This is a genomic window from Paraburkholderia phytofirmans PsJN, from assembly GCF_000020125.1.
Taxonomy (GTDB): domain Bacteria; phylum Pseudomonadota; class Gammaproteobacteria; order Burkholderiales; family Burkholderiaceae; genus Paraburkholderia; species Paraburkholderia phytofirmans.
The window spans coordinates 2,422,556-2,447,248 of sequence record NC_010681.1 but is presented as its reverse complement, the minus strand read 5'-3'; the positions used below and the strand labels follow the sequence as shown (position 1 = coordinate 2,447,248).

General features: G+C 63.0%; 26 protein-coding genes. 10 read left to right on the top strand and 16 right to left on the bottom strand.

Going from position 1 to position 24,693, the window contains the following annotated elements; all coding sequences use genetic code 11:
• Nucleotides 1-35: 35 nt before the first annotated feature.
• Nucleotides 36-1,358: an MFS transporter gene (locus tag BPHYT_RS10760; protein ID WP_012433169.1), complete on the bottom strand. Its 1,323-nt coding sequence runs from the start codon at nucleotides 1,356-1,358 to the stop codon at nucleotides 36-38.
• Between the two features lie 318 nt (nucleotides 1,359-1,676).
• On the opposite strand from BPHYT_RS10760, the gene BPHYT_RS10750 reads away from it, so the two are divergent.
• A complete protein-coding gene (locus BPHYT_RS10750; RefSeq protein WP_012433168.1) occupies nucleotides 1,677-2,609 on the top strand; it encodes a LysR substrate-binding domain-containing protein in 933 nt (310 codons plus the stop codon).
• A gap of 28 nt (nucleotides 2,610-2,637) precedes the next feature.
• Here the strand turns inward: BPHYT_RS10750 and hpaC are convergent, their stop codons facing one another.
• Entirely contained in the window at nucleotides 2,638-3,177 is a 540-nt protein-coding gene (gene hpaC / locus BPHYT_RS10745) for a 4-hydroxyphenylacetate 3-monooxygenase, reductase component (protein ID WP_012433167.1), read from the bottom strand.
• A gap of 258 nt (nucleotides 3,178-3,435) precedes the next feature.
• Between hpaC and BPHYT_RS10740 the strand changes: the two genes are divergently transcribed.
• Nucleotides 3,436-4,098, top strand: a complete 663-nt coding sequence (locus BPHYT_RS10740; protein ID WP_012433166.1) for a response regulator transcription factor — start codon at nucleotides 3,436-3,438, stop codon at nucleotides 4,096-4,098.
• 51 nt (nucleotides 4,099-4,149) lie between these two features.
• Here the strand turns inward: BPHYT_RS10740 and BPHYT_RS10735 are convergent, their stop codons facing one another.
• From BPHYT_RS10735 to BPHYT_RS10715, 5 genes are all read right to left on the bottom strand, one after another.
• Entirely contained in the window at nucleotides 4,150-4,893 is a 744-nt protein-coding gene (locus BPHYT_RS10735; protein ID WP_012433165.1) for an SDR family NAD(P)-dependent oxidoreductase, read from the bottom strand.
• Nucleotides 4,894-4,957: 64 nt separating this feature from the next.
• Nucleotides 4,958-6,082: an amidase gene (locus BPHYT_RS10730; RefSeq protein WP_012433164.1), complete on the bottom strand. Its 1,125-nt coding sequence runs from the start codon at nucleotides 6,080-6,082 to the stop codon at nucleotides 4,958-4,960.
• Nucleotides 6,079-6,594 (bottom strand): nuclear transport factor 2 family protein, encoded by a 516-nt coding sequence (locus BPHYT_RS10725; RefSeq protein ID WP_012433163.1) that lies wholly within the window; start codon nucleotides 6,592-6,594, stop codon nucleotides 6,079-6,081. The genes BPHYT_RS10730 and BPHYT_RS10725 overlap by 4 nt, the downstream gene beginning before the upstream one ends.
• Before the next feature lie 18 nt (nucleotides 6,595-6,612).
• Nucleotides 6,613-6,990 (bottom strand): hypothetical protein, encoded by a 378-nt coding sequence (locus tag BPHYT_RS10720; RefSeq protein ID WP_012433162.1) that lies wholly within the window; start codon nucleotides 6,988-6,990, stop codon nucleotides 6,613-6,615.
• Between the two features lie 67 nt (nucleotides 6,991-7,057).
• A complete protein-coding gene (locus BPHYT_RS10715; protein ID WP_012433161.1) occupies nucleotides 7,058-8,236 on the bottom strand; it encodes an acyl-CoA dehydrogenase family protein in 1,179 nt (392 codons plus the stop codon).
• Nucleotides 8,237-8,472: 236 nt separating this feature from the next.
• On the opposite strand from BPHYT_RS10715, the gene BPHYT_RS10710 reads away from it, so the two are divergent.
• A complete protein-coding gene (locus BPHYT_RS10710) occupies nucleotides 8,473-9,993 on the top strand; it encodes a PAS domain-containing sensor histidine kinase (RefSeq protein WP_012433160.1) in 1,521 nt (506 codons plus the stop codon).
• A gap of 10 nt (nucleotides 9,994-10,003) precedes the next feature.
• Here BPHYT_RS10710 and BPHYT_RS10705 read toward each other — a convergent pair whose 3' ends face one another.
• The 4 genes from BPHYT_RS10705 to BPHYT_RS10690 are packed head-to-tail and all read right to left on the bottom strand — an operon-like array spanning nucleotide 10,004 to nucleotide 13,557.
• Nucleotides 10,004-11,320: an MFS transporter gene (locus BPHYT_RS10705; RefSeq protein ID WP_012433159.1), complete on the bottom strand. Its 1,317-nt coding sequence runs from the start codon at nucleotides 11,318-11,320 to the stop codon at nucleotides 10,004-10,006.
• A gap of 40 nt (nucleotides 11,321-11,360) precedes the next feature.
• Nucleotides 11,361-11,744 (bottom strand): tautomerase family protein, encoded by a 384-nt coding sequence (locus BPHYT_RS10700; protein WP_012433158.1) that lies wholly within the window; start codon nucleotides 11,742-11,744, stop codon nucleotides 11,361-11,363.
• Nucleotides 11,745-11,776: 32 nt separating this feature from the next.
• Nucleotides 11,777-12,277 (bottom strand): aromatic-ring-hydroxylating dioxygenase subunit beta, encoded by a 501-nt coding sequence (locus BPHYT_RS10695; RefSeq protein WP_012433157.1) that lies wholly within the window; start codon nucleotides 12,275-12,277, stop codon nucleotides 11,777-11,779.
• Nucleotides 12,274-13,557, bottom strand: coding sequence for an aromatic ring-hydroxylating oxygenase subunit alpha (locus BPHYT_RS10690; RefSeq protein ID WP_012433156.1), 1,284 nt, complete (start codon nucleotides 13,555-13,557; stop codon nucleotides 12,274-12,276). The genes BPHYT_RS10695 and BPHYT_RS10690 overlap by 4 nt, the downstream gene beginning before the upstream one ends.
• A 106-nt stretch (nucleotides 13,558-13,663) precedes the next feature.
• On the opposite strand from BPHYT_RS10690, the gene BPHYT_RS10685 reads away from it, so the two are divergent.
• A complete protein-coding gene (locus BPHYT_RS10685; protein ID WP_041758970.1) occupies nucleotides 13,664-14,581 on the top strand; it encodes a LysR family transcriptional regulator in 918 nt (305 codons plus the stop codon).
• 21 nt (nucleotides 14,582-14,602) lie between these two features.
• On the opposite strand, the gene BPHYT_RS10680 is transcribed toward BPHYT_RS10685, so the two are convergent.
• Entirely contained in the window at nucleotides 14,603-15,490 is an 888-nt protein-coding gene (locus tag BPHYT_RS10680; protein ID WP_012433154.1) for a LysR family transcriptional regulator, read from the bottom strand.
• A 103-nt stretch (nucleotides 15,491-15,593) separates the two neighbouring features.
• On the opposite strand from BPHYT_RS10680, the gene BPHYT_RS10675 reads away from it, so the two are divergent.
• The 3 genes from BPHYT_RS10675 to catC all read left to right on the top strand — a co-directional run bounded on the left by BPHYT_RS10675 (nucleotide 15,594) and on the right by catC (nucleotide 18,160).
• Nucleotides 15,594-16,751 carry a muconate/chloromuconate family cycloisomerase gene (locus BPHYT_RS10675; protein ID WP_012433153.1) on the top strand — a complete coding sequence of 386 codons (1,158 nt, stop codon included), beginning with the start codon at nucleotides 15,594-15,596 and terminating at the stop codon, nucleotides 16,749-16,751.
• A 69-nt stretch (nucleotides 16,752-16,820) separates the two neighbouring features.
• On the top strand, nucleotides 16,821-17,729 hold the full coding sequence (gene catA, locus BPHYT_RS10670) for a catechol 1,2-dioxygenase (protein WP_012433152.1): 909 nt from the start codon (nucleotides 16,821-16,823) through the stop codon (nucleotides 17,727-17,729).
• A 140-nt stretch (nucleotides 17,730-17,869) separates the two neighbouring features.
• On the top strand, nucleotides 17,870-18,160 hold the full coding sequence (catC, locus tag BPHYT_RS10665; RefSeq protein WP_012433151.1) for a muconolactone Delta-isomerase: 291 nt from the start codon (nucleotides 17,870-17,872) through the stop codon (nucleotides 18,158-18,160).
• Nucleotides 18,161-18,210: 50 nt separating this feature from the next.
• Here catC and BPHYT_RS10660 read toward each other — a convergent pair whose 3' ends face one another.
• Both BPHYT_RS10660 and BPHYT_RS10655 read right to left on the bottom strand, forming a co-directional pair.
• Nucleotides 18,211-19,185, bottom strand: a complete 975-nt coding sequence (locus BPHYT_RS10660) for a PDR/VanB family oxidoreductase (RefSeq protein WP_012433150.1) — start codon at nucleotides 19,183-19,185, stop codon at nucleotides 18,211-18,213.
• A 163-nt stretch (nucleotides 19,186-19,348) separates the two neighbouring features.
• Entirely contained in the window at nucleotides 19,349-20,233 is an 885-nt protein-coding gene (locus tag BPHYT_RS10655; RefSeq protein ID WP_012433149.1) for a LysR family transcriptional regulator, read from the bottom strand.
• Between the two features lie 151 nt (nucleotides 20,234-20,384).
• Between BPHYT_RS10655 and BPHYT_RS10650 the strand changes: the two genes are divergently transcribed.
• Entirely contained in the window at nucleotides 20,385-21,134 is a 750-nt protein-coding gene (locus tag BPHYT_RS10650; RefSeq protein WP_148225081.1) for a sulfite exporter TauE/SafE family protein, read from the top strand.
• A 197-nt stretch (nucleotides 21,135-21,331) separates the two neighbouring features.
• On the opposite strand, the gene cynS is transcribed toward BPHYT_RS10650, so the two are convergent.
• Nucleotides 21,332-21,802, bottom strand: a complete 471-nt coding sequence (gene cynS, locus BPHYT_RS10645; RefSeq protein ID WP_012433147.1) for a cyanase — start codon at nucleotides 21,800-21,802, stop codon at nucleotides 21,332-21,334.
• Between the two features lie 39 nt (nucleotides 21,803-21,841).
• Nucleotides 21,842-22,501, bottom strand: a complete 660-nt coding sequence (locus BPHYT_RS10640) for a carbonic anhydrase (protein WP_012433146.1) — start codon at nucleotides 22,499-22,501, stop codon at nucleotides 21,842-21,844.
• Between the two features lie 123 nt (nucleotides 22,502-22,624).
• Here BPHYT_RS10640 and cynR point away from each other — a divergent pair, with 123 nt between their 5' ends.
• Complete coding sequence (gene cynR / locus BPHYT_RS10635) at nucleotides 22,625-23,539, top strand: transcriptional regulator CynR (RefSeq protein WP_012433145.1); 915 nt, start codon at nucleotides 22,625-22,627, stop codon at nucleotides 23,537-23,539.
• A gap of 308 nt (nucleotides 23,540-23,847) precedes the next feature.
• Nucleotides 23,848-24,594 (top strand): glucose 1-dehydrogenase, encoded by a 747-nt coding sequence (locus BPHYT_RS10630; protein WP_012433144.1) that lies wholly within the window; start codon nucleotides 23,848-23,850, stop codon nucleotides 24,592-24,594.
• The last annotated feature ends 99 nt before the right edge of the window (nucleotides 24,595-24,693 follow it).

Sequence of the window (24,693 nt, the reverse complement as noted above, 5' to 3'; positions counted from 1 at the left end):
CGTTAAAGAAGAGTGAATGACGCGTGGGTCGCGGCTCAAATATCCTGACGCGTACGGTCGACCACGAACAGCAGCGCGATCAGCGACAGTACGCCGCAAGCGATCACGTACCACGCCGGCGCGGCTGGATTGCCGGTGCTCTGGATGAGCCACGTGACGATGAACTGCGCAAAGCCGCCGAAGATGGACACGCCCGCGGCATACGCGATCGACAGTCCCGTGGCGCGCGTGCTGCGAGGAAACATCTCGGGCAGCAAGGTGCCGTTCGCGCCCGCGTTTATGGAGTGCAGCGCGGCAAGTCCGCAGACGACGAGATAGAGCGTGCTAACCGAAGGCGCGTGCTCGATCAGATAGAAGCCTGGCAGGATCAGCAGCGTCAGCAGCAGGCGCGAGATGAACGTGACGCGTTTGCGTCCATACATGTCGGACCAGATGCCGCCCACCGGTGACATCACCAGCATCACGGCTCCCGCGAGAATCCCGCACCACAAGGCGACGTCCATGGGCAGATGCAGCACCTTGATCGCATACGTGGACATGTAATAGATCACGATGAAATGCGCGGAAGTGCCGCCTATCACGAGCAGGAACGCCACCAGCACGAGCCGCCAGTCGCGTGTCATCACGGTCTTCAGCACGCCGGCGGAGTCGCGCGCGGCATCGGCGGGCGCGTCGCTTTTGTCACCTTCGGCGCCGAGACGCGAGCGCAGATACAGGCCGAGCGGCGCGATCAGAATGCCCGCAAGGAACGGAATGCGCCAACCCCAGGCTTCGAGCGATGCCTTGTCGAGGTAATGCGAGAGCAGGAAGCCGACCAGCGAGCCCGCCAGCGCGGCCGCGCCCTGGCTCGCGAACTGCCAACTCGTAATGAAGCCGCGCCGTCCGGTGGAGGCGCGCTCGGCGAGCAGCGTCGTGGCCACGCCCACTTCGCCGCCTGCGGAGAAGCCTTGCAGCAAGCGTGCGGCGACGATCGCGAGCGGCGCCGCGATGCCGATTTGCGCGTAGGTAGGCATCACGCCGATCAGGCCGGTGCCGACCGCCATCGTGACGAGCGTGAGGTTCATCGCGGCGATGCGGCCGAAGCGATCGGCCAGCACGCCGAACAGCACGCCGCCCAGCGGCCGCGCAACGAAGCCGATGCCGAACGTGCCCACAGAGAGCAGCAACTGCTGCTGCGACGAAGCGAGCGGGAAAAACAGTTTGCCGAGCAGCACGGCGAAAAAACTGTAGACCGTGAGATCGAAGAATTCGAATGCGTTGCCGATGGTCGTGGCGACGATCAGGCCGCGAGTCGAAGCGCCGCGCGTGGTGCCGTGACTGACATCGTGCAGTGAGGAACTGAGTGACGGTGACTTCATGAACGGGATCCCTGTGAAGGTAAATCAGACCGTGATGCTTTGGGACACGTCGACAACGCTTCGAGTGCGCAGCGCCTTTGATGACGACGACATGAAAAGTCTAGGGAGAACAAAAAAACAACTGGATTTGCTTTTTCTTATTGTGATAACGCAGGGTTATCGCGTCCGACGGCACGGCTGTGACCGGCATGGGCAATGAGTATTTGGGAGCATGGCCGGGGTTTTTATCGCGGTGTACCATCGGTTCAAGCCTTCAGTCGCCGCTCCGGCTTCGAACGTGATCCCTTCCACTACCGGTTCAAACGACTGCTCACGCCCGTGAAATACAACCAGTTGCGCGCTCTAGTGGCGATTGCCCAGCACGGCAGCATTCGCGCCGCGGCCAAAACGGTGTGCCTGTCCCAGCCCGCATTGACCAAGGCGATCCGCGAGTTCGAACAGGAACTGGGCGTGCCGCTCGTAACGCGCAGCGCGCGTGGCGCACAGCTCACGCAGTACGGTCAGGCCGTCTACACGCGGGCGAAACTGATCCTCGCCGAGATGCAGCATGCGAAAGACGATGTGGTGCTGCTCTCAGGCCAGGAGGGCGGCACGGTCTCGTGCGCGGTCACGCCGCTCGTGTCGTTGAAGTACCTGTCACGCGCGATCCATACGTTCCGGCAGCGCATGCCGAAGACCCGGCTCTCGGTTCAGGAAGGTTTTCTGACCGCAGCGCTCGCGCGGCTGCGCGACGGCTCGCTGGATTTCGTCATTGCGATCGTCGATGAAAAGAAGCTCGCGCCGGAGTTCATGTTCCGCTCGTTGCTCGAGTGCGAACTGATTATCTCGGCGCGCAAGGCGCATCCGTTGGCGAATGCGCGGTCGATCGCGGATCTGGAAGGTGCGGACTGGATGCTGAACACGACACCCGAAAGCATCGGGCAGTCGTTGCAGGATTTCTTCGTGCAGCATGGGGCGACTGCGCCGCGCGTGGTTGTGGAGTGCAGCTCGTTCAGCGCGAGCTTTTCGCTGTCGGTCAACAGCAATCTTCTCTCTTGTTGCCCGAAGAGTTTTCTCGAGACCGACTGGATTCGCGAGCGCATCGTCTCGGTGCCGGTGCGTGAAACGTTGCCGCGCGTGTCGGTGGGGATCATCTCGCGGCGCGACGCGTTGAATACGTCGGCCTGCGATTATCTGATCGACTGTTTCGTCGAAGCCGTCGCGTCGGCGCCGGTTTTCCAGTTCGACACCGATCGCGCGGACGTGCTCTGACCGCCGCACGCGCCACCACTGTGCGTAATCAATGCGATGCCACGCGTTTGATGCGATGGAAGTTGCGATCGAAGTAGATCAACCCGTCGCCATCGCTGCGCACGCTGATGCGTGTGGTCTTCACGAACATCACCGAGTGCGAGCCGACTTCCTTCAGGTCGACGATCTCGCCTTGCAGACTCGCCAGCGCGTCGCGCAGGACCGGTACGCCGCGCGTGCCTTCATCCCAGATCGGCCAACCGAAGCGTTCTTCCATCGGCACCTGAGTCATGCCCGCGAAGTGGCGCGCGAGCAGTTCGTGCTCGCCGGGCAGCACGTTCACGCAAACGTGCCGGTTGCTCTGGAAAGTCGCGTGCATCGCGCTCGACCGGTTCAGGCAGACGAGCAGCGTGGGCGGCGCGTCGGTCACGGAGCACACGGCGCTTGCGGTTACGCCGCAACGTCCGTGCGGGCCGGCTGTCGTGATCACGTTCACGGCGGCGCTGAGGTGCGCCATGGCTTGACGGAATTGCTGTTTGACGTCGATGTGAGCATCGGCGTCGGGAGTCGCGTGTGGGGTCGGCGTCATCGTTCGGATTCCTCGGGCAGGTGTCGAGTGGTTTGATTCAAGCGTACTCAATCGCCATGCGGAAAAAAATCCGCGCGAGCGGCAGGTGGCCAGGCGTGTTTCCCAGTGCATCTAAAGCTTTCCCCAATGTGTGGTTGAGCACTGGCGCATGGTCCATGATTAATGAGTCTTTCAGGGTAACTATTGCTTTGCAGCGCTTTTCCCGCTGGTTATGATGGACCGGTTAGTACGCTTCGAATCGCATCTACAACGGCCACCATGTCCCAGCCTTCGCCATCCGTCACGCCCCTTGCACCGATCGTCTACATCGTCGACGACGACAGCGGCATGCGCACGTCGCTTGCGTGGCTGCTCGAATCGGTTGGCGTGAAGTCGGCGGGTTTCGCCAATGCGAGCGAGTTTCTCCGCGCATTCGATGCGGACGTGCCCGCCTGTCTCGTGCTCGACGTGCGCATGCCGGAGCAAAGCGGCTTCGACGTGCAAGCGGAGTTGAATCGCCAGGGCGTCACGTTGCCGATCATTTTCGTAAGCGGCCACGGCGATATTCCGATGTCGGTACGCGCGCTGCAAAACGGCGCGATCGATTTCGTCGAGAAACCGTATAACTCGCAGCAGATGCTCGACCGCGTGCAGAGCGCGTTGAAGCTCGCGGCGCAGCGTCACGTAGCGGGCCAGAAGCAGCGCGAGTTGCGCAAGCGGATCGAGTCATTGACCGCGCGTGAAAAAGAAGTGCTGCGCGGCGTGATCGACGGTAAAGGCAGCAAGCGCATTGCCAGCGATCTGTCGATCAGCGTGAAGACCGTCGACGTGCATCGCGCGAGCATCAAGGACAAGCTCGGCGCGGCGTCGATCGCGATGCTGGTGCGCGAAGTGATGGCGGTGTGGGATCAGGATGCGAACACGGGCGGCATGCAGGGTTGATGCATGCCGCTTTGGTGTTGTCGCGCCTCAGCGTGTGCAACCGCAACCGCGTCAGCGCATGAAGAGTCCGCCGTTCACGTCCCAGCACGCGCCGTTCGCAAAGTAGGCATTTTCCGCAGCGAGCATGACCGCGACATCGGCGACATACTCCGCCGAGCCCAGACGTCCTGCGGGAATGTTCGCGATCACCGCCTTCAGTTTGTCGGGCGCGACGCTTTCATGCACGATCGGCAGATCCATCGGTCCGGGCGAAATGGCGTTGACAGTCACGCCCGCCGCGGCGAGATCGCGCGCGAAGACCTTGGTGAGCGTGATCACACCGCCTTTCGCAGCCGCATAATGCGCGCCGGTTGCGGAGCCGCCGTTCTGTCCCGCGAGCGACGCGATATTGACGATACGGCCCGCGCCCACGTCGGCGAAATGCTGGCCGAACACCTGGCAGCCGAACAGCACGCTGCGCAAGTTGACGTTGATGACCTGATCGAATTGCTCGGCGGTAATGTCCATCACGGAGACGACTTTGGAGGCGCCCGCGTTATTCACCAACGCGTCGATACGCCCCCAACGCTGCAGTATCGCGTCGCGCGCGGCCGTGAAGGCGGCTTTCGCGGTGACGTCGAGATTCAGCGCGAACGCAGTGGAACCGTCGGCGCTCAGATCGCGCGCGAGCGCATCTGCGGCGTCGAACGCGATATCGCCGATGGCGACTGCGTAACCCGCCGCATGAAAGCGCGTGGCGATCGCGGCGCCCAAACCGCGCGCGGCGCCGGTGACAAGAACGACTCTCTGCTGCATTGCATCCACTCCACTTCGAAATAACGGCCGCTGTTCGAGCGGCCCGAGGCACGGCGCAAGCGAATCAAGCGGCGAGGGCGGCTTCGAAACGCGCGGCGATCGCACACACCTGCTCATCCTGGCCCTTGCGCCCGACGATCTGCAAACCCGCCTTGAGCGGCGAGCCGCTAATCGGCAACGGCAAACTCAGCGCGGGATGGCCGCTCAGATTGAACGGGCGGATCAGCGACGACATGGCGATCACGGATGTGCCGCTGCGGGCCTGTTCGAGTGTGATCGGCAGAGCGGGCAGCGTGGGCAGAATCAGCACGTCGACGTTGTCGAGTGCGTGGTCGACGGCCGCGGTGAAATCGCGGCGCACCTGTTCTGCCGCGTCGAGTTGCGCGGCGGTGGTGTTGGCCGCGGCGCGCAAGCGTGCGTCGAGATCGGCGCCGAGTTTGCCGCTTGCCACCAGATGGCCGAACGCGCGCGAGGTCTCGACATTGATGACGGTGAGGCCCGCGTCGAAGGCGGCGGCGAGTCCTGCAAGCGGCAGCGTGTGCGCGACACAACTTGCCTTGTCGGCCGCGCGTGTGACGGCTTCGACGATTTCGGCCGCGGCCTCGGCCTGCACGATACCGACCTTGCACGCGCCTTGCCATGCGTGCGCGGTATTCGCATCGAAGTTAACCGCGATGGCCTGCATCGCGGCAACGAGCATGCGCATGTCGCGTGCAAACGGGCCGACACAATCGAGCGTGGATTCTCGCGGCGCCACGCCGAGTCGCGACACGCGCCCGAAAGTGGGCTTCAATCCGATCACGCCGCAGCATGCGGCGGGGCCGCGAATCGAGCCGCCGGTGTCGGTGCCGAGCGCGGCGTCGGCGAGTTTCAATCCGACGGCCGCCGCCGAGCCGCTCGACGACCCGCCCGGAATGCGCGCAGCGTCTTGCGGATTCTGCGGCGTGCCAGTGTAATCGTTGATACCGGTCATGCCGAACGCCAGCTCATGCATGTTCGCTTTGCCGACGATATGCCAGCCGGAAGCGATCAAACGTTCGACAACTTCCGCATGCTGTTGCGCGGGCGGCGTATCGGCCAGCGCGCGGCTCGCGGCGGTGGTGGCGTACCCGGCAATATCGATCGTGTCCTTGATCGCGATGCTCGGACCGGCGCCGCCTATCGACAGCGTCTGGATAAACTCGTTCATGGATGCGGTTTCCTTGCGTTGACCTGCCACGGCGCATCGAACAGACGCTCCGTGCGAAAGTGCGTGATGAACCAGTCGCGGCCGTTATCGGCGGGCGCGAAATCCACTTCGAGGCGCGCCGAGATCAGTTCGGCCGGCGCGTCGACATAGCCCGAGGCCTGCAGCATGATCCAGCGGCCTTTCGCGCTCGCGCCCTGCACGTCGATGCTTTCCGACGTGAGGAAGTGCACGTTCACCGAGAAATGCGGTGAGGGCGGCAGGTAGCGCGTGAGCATCGCGAGAATTTCAGCGTGGCCGGTCAGGCGGCCGAACTTGTTCGCGTACTGTGGGCCGATGCCTTCCCAGATAGCGTTGGCGCAGAAGAGAGCCGCGAGTGTCTCGCCTTCGAGCACGCCGGACGGCACGTCGCATAGCGCCATATAGCGCGCCATCGTACGGCGCACGGCTGATTCGGCTTCGAGCGCGGCGAGCCGTTCGGTCAACATGGCAAGCGTATCCTGGTTCGCGTTCATTGCGTTGTTCCGAAACGCTCAAGCGGCATTGGCATGTTGCGGCGGCACTTGCAGCGCGCGTCCGACACGCGCCTCGATCTTGCCATAGCGCCACAGGTTGTATTCACCCACCGGCGTGGTGCGATACAGATTGCACACGGCGACAGTCGTGTCGAAATCGCGCACGTCCGCCATGATGTAGAAGGTCCACGGCGAGTTATCCGCATGGCCCACGGTGAGGCGGTCGTCGTCCATGATGCCGAGCACCGTGACGCCTTCCATCGACTCGATCGCGGCCAGCATCTTGCCGTAGGCCTGCCAGACTTCGCCGATCTGTTCGCGCGGCAGGTCGAAGAAATTTTGCGTGACGCCGCAGCAGAACAGAACACGCAGCGGCAGCGTTGAAGTATCGGACATGAGATATTGCTCCTTGCAATCCTGGTTGTGCGGATAGTGATTAGATAGTGATTAATCAGAAAGCGGCTTACAGGTAGCCCGGAATCGGCGGCACGCCGACGAATACCGCGCCCGCGCCGTCATAGTTGCCTTCGCCCAGAAACGCGTGCTGCGTGACGACCATCGAGTCGCGCATCAGACGCTGCAACGGATGCGAGCGGTAAATCGCCATCGTGCCGCCGAGGCGGTAAGCACGCTGCACGACATCGGCGCCTTCGCGGGCGATCTGCGTCGCCGAAAGACGCAGCAGGCTCACCTGATCCGCTGTGACGGCGTTGCCGGCGAGAATCGATTGCCAGACCTGGTTGGTGGTGTCGTAGAAAAATGCGCGCGCCGAGCGCAGTTGCGCCTCGGCTTTCGCGAGTTCGATGCGGTAGTACGCGCGGTCGGCGAGTTGCGGCGCGCCTGTGGTCGTCTTGCGGCCGCCGGCCATGTGGTTCGCGACGTCGAGCGCGGCGCGCGCGAGGCCGAGGTTGACCACGGCGAGCACTTGCGCGGCGTAGGCGATGGTTGGGTAGCGATACAACGGCTCGTCCACGCAGGGTTCGCCGCCACGCACGAAGGTCCAGTCGTCTGCAACGAACTGGTCGGCGACGCGCAGATCGTGACTGCCGGTGCCCTGCATGCCGACCACGTCCCAGTTCTCGACGATCTCCACCTGATGCGGACGAAACACGGCCGTGCGCGGTTTGCCGCCTGTGCCTGGAGCGGTTGGAGCGCCTACGCCGATGCCTACGCCGAGCCAATCCGCGCCTTTGCAACCGCTCGCGAATTTCCACGTGCCATTCACGCGCCAGCCGCCTTCAGCGGGTTGCGCAGGCTGCACCGGGAAGAGTCCGCCCGCGAACACCTGGTCGGGGCCGTCCGCGTAGATTTCCGCTTGTGTATGCAACGGCAGCGCCGCCAGGTAGACGTTGGCCGAGCCGAAGCTTGCGACCCACGCCGCCGAACCGTCCGCGACCGCAATGCGCTCGATCATGTCGAGAAACTGGGCGGGCGCCAGCGCGTCGCCGCCGAACCGCCTCGGCGTAGCCGCGCGATACACGCCCGCACGCTTGAGTTTCGCGATCACGTCACGCGGCACATGCGAAAGGCGGTCGAATTCATCGCGGCGCGCGGCGATCTCGGCGATCACTTCATCAAGCGGCAGGCGCGCGCTATTCGACGTATTCGATTGTTCAGCAGCAACGGTGGCGGTGTCGGACATGGTGAGGTATCTCCTTGATTCGTTATCGACTGGAATTCGCGGCAAGTTGGATCGAAACGTAAGCCGCGCAGATTCGAACCAGTCTAGAAATGCAAAAAGAACGCTTCAATTGGGACGCGAGGCGCCGTTTTAGGGAATGCTCCGGGGTCATCTAAAGAAATCTTCAGACGCGCAACACGCGCACTGGTGTTATGTTTCTGCCCATACGTGATCGACCCTGTGTGCCGTACTCCCCGATGAATTTCCCCGCCGAAGAAGACTTTCACCGCCTGCTCGACGCGCTCACGCTGTGCGTGCTGCTGCACGACGCCGAGACCAAGGCGATCGTGTGGGCGAATCGCGCGGCCTGCGAGGCGCTTGGCTTCACGCTCGCCGAATTGCTGCCGCTCAAGGCGAAGGACATGACGCGGCCGGTGCCGAAATACCGCCGCGAGATCGGCGTCGGCGCGATGGACCGTTCGATCACCGAAGGCCCGCAGGTGTATGAGTGGTGTTACCGCTCGCGCAACGGTGCCGACATGTTGTCCGAGGCGATCGCCACTTACGTGCCGCTGCGCGAGCGCGCGGTGGTGATGGTGCAGTTCCGCGACATCAGCGTGGAAGACACACTCAAGCAGACGCTGCGCCGTTACGAATCGCGGCTGCGCGAATTCATGCAGGATCTCGGCGAAGGCGTCGCGGTGCTGACGCCCACGGGCGAAGTGGAGTTCGTCAGTGAATCCGGCCGGCGCGTGCTCGGTCTGGAAGAGGGCACGCCGCTGGGCGACCTGCTCGACTATTGCAGCGAGCCGGACCGCGAGCGCCTGCTGGAACAGCTCGCGAACGCGCCGCGGATTCAACCGTCGGCGCCGCAGCGTTACCGCATCGCGCGCCGCGACGGCACGCCGGGCTCGTTGCGCATCACGTGCCGACGTATCGAGATTGAAAACGACCTGAATGGAAGGCTGCTGCATTTTCGCGACGTGACCGACGAAGTCGCCGTCGAAGATGCGCGGCGCAATGAAGCGCGTCTGCTCGAATACGCCGGACGTTACAACGCGATGGGGGAAATGGCGACTGCCATTGCTCATGAGTTGAGCCAGCCGCTTGCCGCCGTGCGCAACTTCATTGAAGGCTCGATCCGGCGGCTCGCACAACCCGCTTCGATCGACGACGCCGTATGGGGTCTGCGCAGCGCCGATCGTCAGGCCGAGCACGCGGCGTCGATCATCAAGAGCGTGCGCGATTACATCGTCAAGCGCGAGGCGAGCGAGACGCATGCGGATCTGCGCGAGGTGCTCGCGGAGGTTGCGTACTTCATCGAGTTGCGCGCGCGCGAGGCGGGCGTGACGCTCACGATCGAGCAGGCGGCGCAGCCACTGCCTGTGTACGTCGAGCGCGTATTGATCGGCCAGGTGGTGTTGAATCTGGCCTTCAATGCGATCGAAGCGCTTGGCGAAGGGACAAACGAAAGGACAAACGAAGGGACAAACAGAAGCGTGGCCTCGGAACGCCGCGAGCTTCGCCTCGTCACGCAGTTGCGCGGTAAGTACGCGATCGTCCATGTTATCGACAACGGTCCAGGCGTACCCGCCGATGCGCACGGCCGCCTGTTCGACGGCTTCTCTTCGTCGAAAGCGGGCGGCAACGGCATCGGACTTTCGCTGTGCAAGAACATCGTCACGCGGCACGGCGGCGAGATCCGGGCAAAACCGGCGCAGCACGGCGGGCTCGAATGCAGCTTCTCGCTGCCGCTCGCCGCCGCGCTGGCCGCTTGATTGCAACGCGTCAGTCATGCGTGGTGCTAGTGTTGCGCGGAATGGTCACGAGCGTGAGCGCGGTAATCACGCCGAAGCCGATCAGCATCAGCGCGACCGGCCACGGCGCGCGCACTTGCGCATACAACGCGGTAGCGACGAGCGGCGCGAGTCCGCCGGAAAAGACCGAAGCGATTTCGTGGCCGAGCGCCATGCCCGAGTAACGCACTTCAGTAGGGAACAGTTCGCCCATCAACGCGGGCTGTGTGCCGATCATCGCCGCGTGGCAGAAGGGCAGGCCGAGCACGAGCGAGAGGAACACCAGCATTGGTTGATGCGTGTCGATCAGCCAGAAGGCGGGGAACGCGATGACCACCAGCCCGAGCGCGCCGATCATATACACGGGCCGCCGTCCGATTACATCGGATAGACGTCCCCACAACACGATCGTCACGAGTTCGAGCAGCATGGCGACCATCACGCCGCCGAGCATCACCGAAACGGGCACGCCGATGGTCTTGCCATACACCAGCACGAACGAAAGGAAGATATACGTCCCGCCGTTTTCCGCGACGCGCAGCCCCATCGCTTGCAGGACCTGCTTCGGATGATTGCGCAGCACCGTCAGCACCGGCATATGCTTCGGTTTGGCGGCGGTGAAGTCGCGGCTCTCCGGCAAGCGCCGGCGAATGTACACGCCGACGCCGAAAATCAGCACGCTGGCCAGAAACGGCACACGCCAGCCCCACGACATGAAGCTTTCCACCGGCAAGCGCTGCACCAGATAGAACGCGGCCGCCGACAACACGAAGCCACCCGCCACCCCCAACTGGCTGAACGCCGCATAGTAGCCGCGACGATTGGCCGGTGCGCTCTCGCTGATCAGCAGCACGCCGCCGCCCCATTCGCCGCCTGACGCGATGCCTTGCACGACTCGCAAACACACGAGCGCGGCAGGCGCGAGAAAGCCGACTTGCGAGAATGTGGGCAACAGGCCGATGCCGAAGGTGGCCACGCCCATCATCATCAGCGTGATGACGAGCGCGCGCTTGCGGCCGTGCCGGTCGCCGATATGGCCGAACACGATACCGCCCAGCGGCCGCGCGAGGAAACCGATAGCGAAGCCCGCGAAAGCGGCCAGCGTGCCCAGCAGCGGATCGCCGTGCAGCGGAAAGAACAATGGGCCGAAGATCAGCGCCGCGGCCGTGCCGTACAGAAAAAAGTCGTACCACTCGAGCGCATTGCCGAGCACGGACGCGATGATGATGCGCCGCAAAGTTCGCGAAGTGGTCGGCGCTGCGGATACAGGTGGCGATCCGGCCGTGGGAGAAAACGTGTCGTTTTGCATCTGCGTGCCCGTTGGTTCGCGTTGACTAAAAGAAAAGGCGCTAGCGCCCGAGTGATTTCGCGGTCTGCCCGCCGATGCCGAAATCGGTGTTCGGAATGTCCTTGATCATCACGCGGGCGGCATCGAGCGGCGTGTCGAGCAGGTCCGCGCCGGTCTTGCTGAGCGCGGCGATCAAGGCTTCTTTTTGCGCGGGCGTGCGGCCCGCGATCAGGATCGCCACGATGGTAAGCAGCGGCGCTCGAACATTCGCGTTGCTCACACCGCCCAAACCGAAATCATGCGACGGCAGTTCACTGAGCAGAATCCGCACCGATTCAGCGGGTGCGCCGATTGCCGTGACGGTGGCCTTCGTGAGAGCCGCGATCAATTGCGCCTTGCGCGCGGGCCAATGACCGTCCGGCAAATAAACTTCCAGTGTAGGCATCCCTGTGCTCTAAAGTTCGAGAATCGAAAAGATCAAAGCAGGAAGCCGATCGCGCTCAACGCTTCGGTCGAATCGATCAGACGGATCACCTTCTGCGCGATGCGCGGCTCGCCGCTTGCAAAACTGATGCGATGCGTGAGGTCCGCTGCAAACAGCGTCGACTTGCCGCGTTTATACGCGACGATGACCTGCGCCGAATTCACGGTGACTTCATCGCTGGCGTCGCTCGTGAGCGTGAAGCGCGACACGGTGCGCACGGTGCGGGCGGCGTCAGTAGCCGATGCCGAATAGCCGGACGTCATGCGTTGCACGCGTTTTTCGCGCATGTCCTGATCGTCGTACGCGTAGTTCAGCGCGGCGGCGAAGTCGGTGGTGTCGTGATCGATCGGCACCACGTAGAAGCCCGCGGGGTCCCACAGCGTGAGCCACTCGCGATAGTCCTTGCGGTCCAGCAACTCGGCTTCGCGCCAGATGAGTTCGATCGCGCCGGCAAAAGTCTTCTGCGAAAACAGCGTGTTTCTGTCGTCCATCATGCTTGCTCCATCATCGTGCGCCATTGCGCGTACGCTTCGCGCATGCCGGTTTCGTCGGTGGCGTGGGCGGTCTTTTCGCCGTTCGGCGCGGTGCTTTCGCGATTCAGGCCACGGTTGACGAGAATCGGCAGATCGGGGCCGGCGTGCGAGCCGCGCTGCACGCGCTCCCACGCTTCGGCGTCGTCCGGACTGCCGAAGCCGAACGGACCCTGGAAGTGTTCGTGGATGCGCAGACGTACGCGGTTCGCTTCCTCGGGGCCGCCATCCATCGCGAGGGCGACGTGACGGATCTCGGTCTCGTTCGCGGAAATGGGCCGCAGTACGCGGAAAAACGCCATCGACAACGCGAGGTTCGGAAACAGATTCAGGTTGAAGCCGACGCCCATCAGCGAGCGCACGATGCGGCGCACTTCCTCCGGCGTGTGATCCCTGGCGAGCGAAGCGGCCAGTTCTTCGAAGCGTTCGGGAATCGGCGCGCCGTCGTCCTTGTCGAGATCGACGATTTCGGGCACCAGCACGGCGAGGCTGTGGCCGTTGCCGAGCGAGCGGCAGAAGGCCTGGTCGCTGGTCATGAAGCTCGTGATCGCGGCGGCGGTTTCGTCGTCGATCGATTTCATCCAGGATTTGTGGACCACCGGGAAGTGATACAGGTCGGTGGTGTTCTCGAGCTGGATCTTCCAGTTGCCGTTGAAACGGAAGCGGTGTTCGCCGTTGGCCTTGATCGGATAGCCCGCGCCTTGCTTCATGAACAGATCGATCCACGGCTTGGCGCCGCCGAGGAAATCTTCCAGCGGCTCGATCTCCTGATTGAAGCTCGCGAAGATGAGCCCTTGATAGATGCCCACGCGCAGGCTGGCGAGCGGCAATTCGGTTTTGTCGACCACGCCTTCATAACCATCGCCGTACGGCAGCGCGCGCAAGGTGCCGTCGAGGCCGTAAGTCCAGCTGTGATACGGGCACGTGAAGCCTTTCGCATTGCCCTTGTGCTGTTCGCAGACGGTCGCGCCGCGATGACGGCAACGGTTCTGCAAGACGTTGACCGCGCCGCTCTTGTCGCGCACCACGATCACCGGCTGGCGGCCGATCGTGGTGGTGCGGAAGTCGCCCGGATTCGGCAGTTCGCTTTCGTGCGCGACCCAGATCCACGTCTTGTAGAAAATGCGCTCGAGTTCCGCTTCGAAGACGGCCGGGTCGTAGTACAGCGACGGGGCCACACGGTCGGACTGCACGCGCTGATACAACGCGCTCGCATCGACGGTCTGATATGAGGATTCGCTCATGGCTTGTGTAGGTGGGGGTGGTCGATGAAGCGAAGTCTCGCCGACCCGTTGATATGCGTCAAATTGATCTAAAATGAAATATAAAATCAACCGTATGGATATCTCGATGAACTCGCTGGACCACGTCGACCTCAATTTGCTGCGCGTTTTTCAGGCGATCGTCGAGGAGCGCAGCCTGACTCGCGCGGGCGAGCGGCTGGCGCTCTCGCAGCCGGCCATCAGCTATTCGCTGGGGCGTTTGCGCACGCTGTTTGACGACCCGCTTTTCATTCGCACGCGCGCCGGCATGCAGCCCACGCCGATCGCGCTGGAACTGTCGACTATCGTGTCCCGCGCGCTCGACACGGTGCGAGAAGCGCTGCGTTACGCGGAGCATTTCGACCCGGCGGTGAGCACGCGCACGTTCCGGCTGTCGTTATCGGACGCGGGCGAGCTGGCCTACCTGCCGCCGATTTGCGAGGCTTTGCACCGGCAAGCGCCGCGCGTGAGGCTGCGTATCGAACCGCTGCCAGTCGAAGAAATGGAAGATGCACTACGCGCGAGCCGGCTCGATTTCGCCATCGGCAATCTGCCCACGCTGACCGCGCGCACGCGCCATCAGGCGCTGTTCGAAGAGACGTACGTGTGTATGACGAGGAAGCGGCGCGGCTTGCCGCGCACGAAGGAGCTGAGTTTGAAGGCGTTTCTGGATGCGTCGCACGTGCAGATCACATCGGTCGAGCACAGCCACCACGCGCTCGACGACGAATTTCGCGCGCAAGGCGTCGGCCGTCATATCGCGCTGGAACTACCGCATTTCGTGGCGCTGCCGAGTGTGCTGGCCGTCACCGATCTGTTCGCTACGCTGCCGCGGCGTCTTGCGCACATTTTCAATCGCGACGGCGGCTTCCAGATCTATGAATTGCCCGTGACCTTGCCGATCGCGGCGGTCACGATGCATTGGCACGAGCATTTCGATCAGGACGAGGGCAATGTGTGGCTACGCAATCTGATGGCGGATATCGTGAGGCGCTTCGACGAGTGACAAGGCGAGGCTCTCGGTATTTCAGGTCTTCTTGAACAGATCTCGCGCGATCGAACATAGCAACGTGGTGGTCGGCGATTCGTCCTGCAAGCGGCGGCTCATGATGATCGGCGAAGCGACGCTGGCCGCCGGAATGGGCCTGTACACCACGCCATGCGCACGCAAACCTTCCACGCTTTCCGGCACGAGACACACGCCCACTTGCGCCGCCACCAGGCCCAATGCGGTCTGCAGTTCACGCACTTCATGAATCGCCTTCGGCTCCAACGCGTGATCGTGCATGGCCGATAGCTGCTGGTCGGCATAGCTCGGCCGCGGTGTGCTCGGGTAGACGATCAAGGTTTCCTCGGCGAGCGCCGCGAGCGTCAGCGGTTTCTTTTGTCGCGCGAGCGGATGGTCTTGTGGCAACGCGGCAATCATTTTTTCTTCCAGAAGCACCTCGCGCGCAAGTTGCGCGTCGTCGAAACGCAGGCGGCCGAAGCCCACGTCGATGCGGCCGCCCTTGAGCGCCGCGAGTTGCTCGATGGTGAACATTTCGATCAGCGACAGCTCGATATGCGGCGCGGCCTCGCGAAACGCGCGGATCACGGCGGGCAGCGCGCCATACAGCGTCGACGGCACGAAGCCGATCACGACGCGCTCGGCCAGTTGCGCGAGGCGCCGCGTGAGCGGGGCGAGCTCGTCCGCCTCGTCCACGAGCCGCTTGGCCTGGGTATAGAAAATCCGGCCGGCTTCGGTCAGCCGCAACGGCCGCGCGCCGCGCTCGAACAGCGCCAGCCCGACGCTTTCCTCGATCTGCTGGATCTGGCGGCTGAGCGGCGGCTGCGTCATGTGCAGGCGCTGGGCGGCCCGCGTGATGTTCATTTCTTCGGCGACCGCGATGAAATAGCGGAGTTGGCGAAGTTCCATGCATACCCCTACGGTATGGAAGTAGTCGGAATCGGTGTTGGACTGCTTCGCGGGTTGTTTCTACTATGGGGGCTCCAGGTCAGGCAGTTCAGGAGGGCAACGAATGATAGCAACACCCGTGAAGATCGAGAGCGTGGATACGATTCTCGTCGACGTACCGACGATCCGTCCGCACCGCCTCTCGGTCGCAACGATGAACTGCCAGACGCTGGTGCTGGTGCGTATCCGTTGCGCCGACGGGTTGATCGGCGTGGGCGAGGGCACCACGATCGGCGGCCTCGCGTACGGCGAGGAAAGCCCGGAAAGTATCAAGGTCAATATCGACACCTATTTCGCGCCGTTGCTCAAAGGCATGGACGCGACGCGTCCGGGCGCCGCGATGGCGAAACTGCGCGAACTGTTTCAAGGCAACCGCTTTGCAAAGTCCGCGCTGGAAACGGCTTTGTTCGATGCGCAGGCACAGCGTCTCGGCGTGCCGCTGTCGGAACTGTTCGGCGGCCGTGTGCGCGATTCCGTGGAGGTGGCGTGGACGCTCGCAAGCGGCGATACGCAACGCGATATCGACGAAGCCGAGCAGGTGTACGAGGCGAAGCGCCATCGCGTGTTCAAGCTGAAGATCGGCACGCGCGCTGTTGCCGACGACGTCGCGCATGTCGTCGCGATCCAGAAAGCGGTGCAAGGACGCGGCGAAGTGCGCGTCGACGTGAACCAGGCGTGGAGCGAATCCGACGCGATCTGGGCCGCGCGGCGTTTTGCCGATGCAGGCGTGACGCTGATCGAGCAGCCCATCGCGGCGGAGAATCGCGCGGGTCTCAAGCGTCTCACCGACCTCGCGCTGGTGCCGATCATGGCCGACGAAGCGCTGCACGGTCCGGCCGATGCGTTCGTCGTCGCCAGCGCACGCGCCGCCGATGTGTTCGCCGTGAAGATCGCGCAATCGGGCGGCCTCGTGGGCGCCGCGCACGTGGCGGCCATCGCGTCGGCCGCGAACATCGATCTGTACGGCGGCACGATGCTCGAAGGCGCGGTGGGCACGATTGCATCCGCGCAACTCTTCAGCACCTTCGGCGAGTTGAAGTGGGGCACGGAACTGTTCGGCCCCTTGCTGCTGACCGAAGAGATTCTCACCGAACCGCTGCGCTACGAGAATTTCGCGCTGCATCTGCCTGAAGGTCCGGGTCTTGGCGTCACGCTCGACTGGGACAAGATTGACCGCCTGCGGCGCGATACACGCAAAGGCGCCAGCGTTACCACGAACTGAAGCATCGGCATTGAAGCACTGAAGGCTCATCCGTTAGCCATCCAGAACATCAATCGAAGGAGATACCCCATGAACAAGCAAGCAATCGACGCGCTGCTGAACAAGATCAACGACAGCGCCACCAGCGAAGGCAATCCGCGCACCAAACAGATCGTCAACCGGATCGTGCAGGATCTGTTCTATACGATCGAAGATCTCGACGTGCAGCCCGCCGAATTCTGGACCGCGCTGAATTATCTCGGCGACGCCGGCAAGAGCGGCGAACTAGGTCTGCTGGCCGCGGGTCTGGGTTTCGAGCATTTTCTCGATCTGCGTCTGGATGAAGCGGAGGCGAAGGCCGGCATTGAAGGCGGCACGCCGCGCACGATCGAAGGTCCGTTGTACGTGGCCGGCGCGCCGCTCTCCGACGGACATGCGCGACTGGACGACGGCACCGATCCAGGCCAGACGCTGGTCATGCGTGGCCGCGTGCTCGGCGAAGACGGCAAACCGCTCGCTCATGCGCTCGTCGAAGTGTGGCACGCGAACCATCTGGGCAACTACTCGTACTTCGACAAATCGCAGCCGGCCTTCAATCTGCGCCGCTCGATCCGTACCGACGCCGAAGGCAAATACAGCTTCCGCAGCGTGGTGCCGGTCGGCTATAGCGTGCCGCCGCAGGGCCAGACGCAATTGCTGCTCGATCAGCTCGGCCGGCATGGGCATCGCCCGGCGCATATTCACTTCTTCGTTTCCGCGCCGGGTTTCCGCAAGCTGACCACGCAGATCAACATCGACGGCGATCCGTATCTGTGGGACGACTTCGCCTTCGCCACGCGCGACGGCCTCGTGCCGGCGGTCAAGCAGGCTGAAGGCGCCGAAGGCAAACCGTATGGCGTGGATGGCAATTTCGCGCTGATCGATTTCGACTTCACGCTGTTCAAGGAGCGCGACAACCTGCCGGACGCCGAAGTGGAGCGTCTGCGCGCCGAAGCCTGATGCTGCGTTCGCAGGGCTGAAGCCGGGCGTTCAACATAAAACGCCCTGATGTATCGCACGAATCTGTCAGCCCTGGTTGCGCGGCGCGATTGGCCGGGCCGCCAGGGCTTTTTTGTTACCGATCAGAGAGGAGAGCAAGCATGCTGTTTCACGTCGAGATGACCGTCCACCTGCCGGCCGATATGGATGCCGAACGCGCGGCGCGCCTGAAGGCCGATGAGAAAGCGATGTCGCAAAGGCTGCAGCAGGAGGGCGTGTGGCGGCATCTGTGGCGCATTGCCGGCCGTTACGCGAATATCAGCGTGTTCGACGTGGAGAGCCCCGCGCATCTGCACGACGTGCTGAGCCAGTTGCCACTGTTTCCGTATATGGATGTCGAAGTGCGCGCGCTGTGCCGGCATGCATCGTCGATTCGCGACGACGACCGGTAAGAAAAGGCGCTTGTGAAAGGTGCTGCGAATGCAGCACCTCGTTGATGCTTCTATAGATCCAACACCAGCACGGGCGACGTAGCGCGTGAAATGCAGCAGCAGATCACCTTGCCGCTCGCGCGCTCCGCTTTGCTCAGGCAATGGTCGCGATGCTCGGGCGTTCCGCTCACCACGTCGACCATGCACGTGCCGCAGACACCTTCGCCGCACGACGTATCCACCTCGATGCCGATCGACGCCAGTGCCGCGACGATGGTCGTGTCCTTGTCCACACGCACGGTCGCGCCGCTGCTCGCGATCCGCACGTCGAAGGTATCGAGCGCGGCCGATTCGGCACGGATCGAAACCGGCTCAGCGGCAAACCGTTCGAGATGAATCGCATCAGATGAGAGACGCGTTTCGCCGATTGCCACCACACGTTCCATGAAGGGCGCCGGCCCGCAGGTGTAAACGTGCGTGCCTTCGCGCGCATTCGCGAGACAATCGCCAAGCACCGCATCGAGTTGCTCGCGCGCGCCGCCGAAGTGCAGCTTCACATAATCGCTGAACGGCGCGCGTGAAAGCAGCGGCAAGAACGCTGCGTGCTCCGCGCTGCGCGCGAAATAATGCAATACGAAGCGCTCCTGTTGCTTGAGCAGACGGTACGCCATGCTCAGCAGCGGCGTCACGCCGATACCCGCGGCGATCAGCACATGTTCTTCGGCGTCCGGCGCGAGTTTGAACAGATTGCGCGGTGCGCCGATAGTCAATTCACTGCCGACCGTGACGTCTTCATGCAGCGAACGCGAGCCGCCGCGTGACGTGTCTTCGCGCTTCACGGCGAAGAGGTGCGCGTCCCGCTGGTCCGGGTCGCCGCACAACGAATATTGCCGCGTGACGCCGGATGGTCCGGTCACGTCGATGTGCGCGCCCGGTTCGTAGCGATCGAACGGTTGCCCGTCCAGTCGCGAGACGCTGAACGAGCGCACGCCATGCGCTTCGTCGCAAACGCTATCGACGCGCACGTTGAAGGTGGTTCTTTCCATGAGCTTGCCGGCAAAAAAAGTGGCGGACGGCGCATGCATCGAGTCGCATGCGGTTGTGCGTCAAGGATAAGAAACCGCGCTAAATCAGGCAAATCGATTAAAAATAGGCAGTTAGATAAATGGTACTGATAATAGCGCGACTCTAGTATTCCAGTCGGAACATTCAAATCCCCGCCAGATGCCGCACCAGCGCCTTTTCCGGCCGCGGCATCGCGTTCAGATCGCGCATGCAGATCAGCAACTGGCGCGCGGCCCAGCTATCGGTCAGCTCGATCGTGCGGATGCCGGGCGTGCCGCGATAGCGCTTCGCCGCCGTGGCCGGCACGATACCGACGCCGGCGCCTTGCTCGACCATGCAGCAGATGGCGTCGAAAGTCCGTACGTGGGTGCGGAAGCTGAGCGGCTGGCCGGCCAGCAGCGCTCGTTCTCCAAGGTAAGCCTGCAACGCGCTGTCCGCGCTCAGCCCGATGAATTCCCGCTCCGCCACTTCCGCGAGCGTCGTGCGGCGCAGTGCGGCAAGCGGATCGTCGCGGCTCGTGATCAGCACGAGTTTGTCGATGGCGAAGGGGAAAGTCTGCAGCGCGCCGTGATCGACCGCGTCGGAGATGATGCCGATTTCAGCCGCGCCGGTCAGCACGGCCTTGACCGTTTCGCTGCTTTGACGCTCCTTCAGGTCGATCTGCACGTTGGGGTGATCGCGCAGAAAGAGGCCGATCGCGGAGGGCAGGAACTCGGTGATGGCCGCCGTGTTGGTCCACAATCTGATGCACGCTTTGCGTCCTTCCTGATGCTCGCCGAGTTCGCCCTGCATCCGTTCGATCTGCCCGAGCACGAGCCGCGCGTGATGCGCGAGCGTGTCGCCGGTCGGCGTGGATTCGACACCGCGGCGGCCGCGTTCGAGCAGCGGCATGCCGAGCGCGTCTTCCATGCCGCGCAGCCGCGCGCTCGCCGACGGCAGCGACATGTTCGCGCGCGCCGCGCCGTGGGTGATGCTGCCGGTTTCGAGGATATGCAGAAAGAGGCGTAGGTCGATGAGGTCGAAGCGCATGGAAGACGAATTGTATGTGTGCGGAAGCGGATGGGATTCAGCAAGGGTCACAGCCTTAGCCCCAGCCTAAGTCACGGTAAGTATCTTACGCATTGTGGCCGCGCTTGCGGCGATTGAAAATTGCCGGCATCACTTCAACAACAAGCTCCCAATGATCTCTTCGGTTGCGATGCGTGCGGGCGTGGTCGCCGCGACTTTCGTGGTTGCCGGTTTCGTCAAGGGGGTGACCGGCATGGGACTGCCGACTGTCGCCATGGGCGTGCTCGGCACGCTGATGCTGCCGGCGCAGGCCGCCGCCATGCTGCTGTTGCCGTCGTTCGTGACGAACGTCTGGCAACTGTTCGCGGGGCCAAGCGTGCGGGCGCTGCTCAAACGTTTGTGGCCGATGATGTTTGGCATCGTCGCAGGAACGGTAGCGGCCGCGTCGTTCATCGCGGGCGGGGGCGGCGAATGGGCTGTGGTCGGACTCGGCGCCGCGTTGACGCTCTACGCCGTGGCCGGTTTGCTGGCGTGGCGCTTTTCAGTGCCGGCGCGGCACGAGCGCTGGTTGTCACCGGCGATCGGCGCGGTGACGGGCCTCGTTACCGGCGGCACTGGCGTGTTCGTCGTGCCGGCAGTACCGTATCTGCAAGGCCTGGAGTTGAAGAAAGAGGATCTGGTGCAGGCGCTCGGCCTGTCGTTCACGGTGTCGACCATCGCGCTGGCAATCGGGCTCACCAGAGAGCACGCGTTTGCCGCCGGCGATCTGGGCGAATCGCTATTCGCCGTGGTGCCGGCACTGCTCGGCATGTGGATCGGACAGCACGTGCGCGGACGTATTGGCGCGAACACGTTCAGACGCTGGTTCTTTATCTGTCTGCTCGGACTGGGTATTCAATTAATGGCACGAGCATTCGTTTAATCAGGCAGTGGTGGAGCGAATGTGGAAGGAGCGATATCGTGTGGCACGTTATTCTGGATACACTCGGCGCGCTGGCGGTGCTGGCCAGCGTGGCCGCGCAAATCATGTTGCTGCGTAAGTGCTGAATTCATTGCGTGGCGGGCTGCGTCATAGGTTTTAGACGGAGCCGTTCCTGATAGAACGACTCCGCTGTCGGCTCAGAAAGGTTTGGTCGGCAGATACTTTCCGTCGAGTGTGATCACGGCACGCTGACCGCCTTCCGGATCGTCGACCTTCTTGATGTCGAGCTTGAAATTGATCGCGCTGATAATGCCGTCGCCGAACTGCTCGTGCACCAGTGCCTTCAGCGTCGAACCGTAGATCTGCACCATTTCGTAGAAGCGGTAGATGGTCGGATCGGTCGGCACGCCGCCCGGAATGCTGCCGCGCAACGGGATGGTTTGCAGCAGGCGCACCGCATCTTCGCCGAGTTCGAGTTTGTCGGCTACGACCTTCGCGGCGTCTGCGGGCAGCGGATGCTGGCCGAGCAAGGCGGCGGTGACGAATGCAAGACTCAGGCCGGTGCCTTCGTTGATCTGCTCGAACGTCAGATTCTTGCGAATCTTCGCGTCGATGATCGCGTCGGTCAGTGCTTCACGCGGGGCCTGGCTGTATTGGGACTGCGTCATGATGAATTTCCTCAGAGTAAGTCAATAAAATAAGTGCGCTCAGGCCGCGACGGCGAGTCGAGCCGGGGTGGCACACGTATGCGGATGATCCGCGAGAGAAACGAAGCGGTTGGTCGAGCCGTCGAGCGCATCGATCGAGCCGGTTTCGATGTCGTACACCCAGCCGTGCAGTGCGAGATGTCCCTGTTCGAGGGCGAGCCGCACGGAAGGATGAGTCTTGATGTTAGCGAGTTGCGCGATCACGTTTTCGCGGACCATCGAGTCGACACGGTCGCGTTCGCTCTTATGCTCGCGCGCCTCGTTGACGACTTTCGCGGAGTCCGCGTAGTGCAGCCAGTTGCGCACGGCGGGCATATGGTCCATGCATTTGCAGGTCGCGATGGCCGTCATCGCGCCGCAGTCGGAATGACCGCAGATCACCACATCGGTGACGCCGAGCGCGGCGACTGCGTACTCGACCGTGGCGGTCACGCCGCCCGGCTCCGGACCGTACGAGGGCACGATGTTGCCCGCGTTGCGGATCACGAACAGATCGCCCGGTTCGCGCTGAGTGACGAGTTCCGGCACGAGCCGGCTGTCTGAGCACGAAATGAACAACGTGCGCGGGTTCTGGGTCGTGGCCAGCTTCCTGAAAAGCTCGGAGCGCTGCGGGAAGGCGTCGCGCTGAAACTTCAGGAAGCCGTCGATGATGTCTTGCATGTTTCGCTCCATCAGGTTGTTCGTGGGGAATCGATGGATGAACAATGCGCCGATCGAGCTATAGCGTCCAAGACCGGTTTATTATTCTCTCGATAGGAAACACCAATAGTTCGAGAGGACGCCATGCTACTCAGGCACATCCGTTACTTTCTTGCAGTCGCCGAGCACCGCAATTTCACGCGCGCGGCCGAGGCGCTGCACGTGTCGCAGCCGACGCTGTCGCAACAGATCAAGCAGCTGGAAGACACCTTGCGAGTGCAGTTGCTCGACCGGTCCGGCCGCACGATCCAGCTGACCGATGCCGGCACCGCCTATGTGCATTACGCTCAGCGCGCGCTGCAAGACCTCGAGGCGGGCAAGCGGGCGATACACGACGTGGAGGAGTTGAGCCGCGGCTCGCTGCGTCTTGCGATGACACCGACCTTCACGGCCTACCTGATCGGCCCGCTTCTGGAGAAGTACAACCGCCGCTATCCGAACATCACGCTGAACATCCTCGAAATGCCGCAGGACCGGATGGAAGCGTTGCTGAGCGAAGACGCGCTCGACGTCGGCATCGCATTCGACGACACGAACACGCCGGACATCGAGACGCAAACCCTATTCGTCGAAGCGCTGGCGATGGTGGTCGGCAAAGCGCATCCGTATGCGAAGCGTCGTTCCGCGTTAAAGCTGAGCCAGTTCCAGAACGAAGCGCTCGTTCTGCTCAACGAAGAGTTCGCAACGCGTCAGTACATCGATCGTTATTGCAAGCTGCATGGCGTGTCGCCGCGCATCGCGATGGAGGTGAATTCGATTGGCGCGATCGTCCAGATCGTGCGCCGCAGTGCGCTCGCCACGCTGCTGCCCGCCGCGATCGCGCGCGAGCAGAGCGAACTGTTTCTCGTGCAGTTAGAGCCGGCTCTGCCGCAGCGTACGGCCGCGCTGCTATTGCGCAAAGGCGCGTACCGGAACGCGGCGACGCGCGCGTTCATCGCGCTCGCGGTGGAGGAGCGTGCGGCTGATACGGGCGGGCGGCGGGCCAAGGCTGTTTTATAGAAACGCCGACGCTTCGAACCGCCTACACTGACAGGGGGAAGTACTGTTGGCTCTTATGTGCGTGCTTACTCGTGCTTTCCCATTCGCACTGGCGGGTTGCACCGCCGGTCGCATCGAGCCTTCGGGCCATCCGCGTCACCTGTCTTCCGATTGTTCGTCTCAACCGACGTATCTATTCGCCTTCAGCCGCTTTATCCGCGCGGCCGACGTAACTACATTGTCACCAGTGTGAGCGCCAGTGCATTTCCACCGCTGCCCGCGAATCGTCGCGACAGCGTCGGCGCCAATCCCATCTATAGGAATCGATCATGAGCAAGCTCACAGGTAAAGTTGCAGTCGTAACCGGTGCATCGAAAGGTATCGGCGCGGCAATCGCCAAGGCATTGGCTGCGCAAGGCGCTTCAGTGGTGGTGAACTACGCGTCGAGCAAGGCCGGCGCGGAAAGCGTGGTCGAGGCGATCACCGCTGCCGGCGGCAAGGCCGTGGCCGTCGCGGGCGACGTGTCCAAAGCCGCGGACGCGCAAGGCATCATCGATACGGCGGTGGAAACGTATGGCCGTCTCGACATTCTCGTCAACAACTCGGGCGTGTATGAGTTCGCGCCGATCGAAGAGATCACCGAAGAGCATTTCCATAAGCACTTCAACGTGAACGTGCTGGGTCTGCTGTTGACCACGCAGGCAGCGGTCAAGCATCTCGGCGAAGGCGCGAGCATCGTCAATATCAGTTCGGTGGTGAGCCGCATCACGCCGCCGGGCAGCGCAGTCTATACCGCCACGAAGGGCGCTGTCGACGGCATCACCGGCGTGCTGGCACGTGAGCTTGGCCCGCGCAAGATCCGCGTCAATTCGGTGAACCCCGGCATGGTCGCAACCGAAGGCACGCACGCCGGCGGCATCCTCGGCTCCGACTTCGAAACGTGGGCCGTCAGCACAACGCCGCTCGGCCGTATCGGCCAGCCTGACGATATCGCCGATGTGGTCGCGTTCCTCGCTTCCGACGACGCACGCTGGCTGACTGGTGAAAGCCTGATCGCTAGCGGCGGCTCGCGTTAAGCGGTTCGGCGTGAAGGGATGTAGCGTGGCCGCATAGCGCCGCGCCACAATCGCAACAAGAGCAAGACAAGCCGCCCGCAGGCATCGCCTGCCGGGCGG